General features: G+C 42.1%; 2 protein-coding genes. One reads left to right on the top strand and one right to left on the bottom strand.

The features are described from left to right. The first annotated feature begins 225 nt into the window (after positions 1-225). The gene (locus WBN20_RS11395; RefSeq protein ID WP_424281760.1) at positions 226-1230 is read left to right on the top strand and encodes a hypothetical protein; all 1005 of its coding nucleotides are present in this window, start codon (positions 226-228) and stop codon (positions 1228-1230) included. Between the two features lie 89 nt (positions 1231-1319). Here WBN20_RS11395 and WBN20_RS11400 read toward each other — a convergent pair. Continuing rightward, positions 1320-1526 (bottom strand): hypothetical protein (locus WBN20_RS11400; protein ID WP_424281761.1); only part of this gene is annotated, 207 nt, incomplete at its 5' end.

Raw genomic sequence — 1526 nt, forward strand, 5'->3', positions numbered from 1 at the left:
TCATTCCGGTTTAAACCCAATTTAACAGGCATCTAAATGTATGGACTATTCTTAAAATGAGCCTATAGAAAAACCATAAGTTTTTTTATTTAGTCAAAAATACAACGCTTAGGACTATTAAATTTAGCAAAACCTAAAATTACCTATATACTTCTTTAAACTAAAATCCGTTTTACTAGTCTAAGGGTTAATAAACTCAGTTTGCTAAGCATTAACAACTACATTATGAAAGTCCAAATCTGTATTTTTCTTTGCTTTTATGCATTACTTATTAGTTGCAGCAGTTCGGACGATGCTGTGGAAGAGATTCCGCAAGAAATTAACGCAGGCTATCAAAAACTGCAAATAACACATCCTGATGCAGGAAATCTGTGGGTAGGAATTTGGTACCCTACAACCGGGATGGAAGCAGCATATATGTATAATACAGCCGCTACAGACCTGGATATCACCGGTTTAGTCGCGGAGAATGCACCCACGGCAGTCGGGGATTGGCCGTTGGTGGTCTTTTCTCATGGATTTTCAGGAGGGGGGATTGGCTCGGTTGAGATATGTGAGGCTCTGGCAAGAGCAGGTTATGTTGTGGCAGCCGTTGACCATTCGGATGCCGTACTGGCTGTACGTGTGAAAGGCCCGTCTACCGGGACCATAGAAGAGGCCTTGCAGTACCTTAGTGACAACCCTTTTGGTGATGGAACCGACTACGAATACAGAATAGTTGAAACAGAAGCTGTGGTGAGTTCCATACAGGCAAAAACGGAATTTAATCTGTCTTCAAAATTGGTTTTAGGCGGGCATTCCATGGGTGGCTGGACGGTGATGAAGACCATGGATGCCGGACTTAATCCGGATGCGATGTTCGTATTTTCCATGGGAGAACTCAACTGGCTCTTTACCGGTAACCGCTATTTTGAAGCACCCTTTTTTCAGGAATTTGAGTTTCCAACAGCTTATTTTTACGGAGGTGTAGAATACTTGCAGGCCGTAGATGCGGGCAGGGACAATGTTTATGCCGCCTTCTGTTATGAACATTCGCCTTCACCAAGTTACGGACTGCTGGTAGCAGAAGGCAATCATTTTACCTACAATTCGCTGGCCTTAGCACCCGGATCAGGAGGAACTACTGCACAATTCAATTCCATCAATACCCGGCTGATCAATTTCTTAGACAAGCAGATTAAAAATAAGGAAGTGGTGGTGAGTACGGATATGGATGATGTCTCCAAGTGAATAATTTTTACAGAAAACGACGGGGTAGCCAACCTATTTAGGCGAAGTAGCCTAGCGAAGTGGAAATAAAAGCTTAAATGTTTGTGTATTTAAGCTTCAGCAAGGGTATTAATGAGTCTGGCACAACCCCCATTTTCAATAAATTTTGTATGATCAATTAAGTTCCTAAACCCTTCCCCTGTTATATCGGAGCACAAAATTTTTGAATCTGTTGCGTGATAGAAAGAGTTTAGAATAGCCTTGGACCCGGAGTTTTTCAATGGGGATTTTTTGATTTCTTGCCTGCACCATTCAAG

This window comes from Eudoraea sp. (assembly GCF_049665975.1).
In the GTDB taxonomy this organism is placed as follows: Bacteria; Bacteroidota; Bacteroidia; order Flavobacteriales; family Flavobacteriaceae; genus Eudoraea.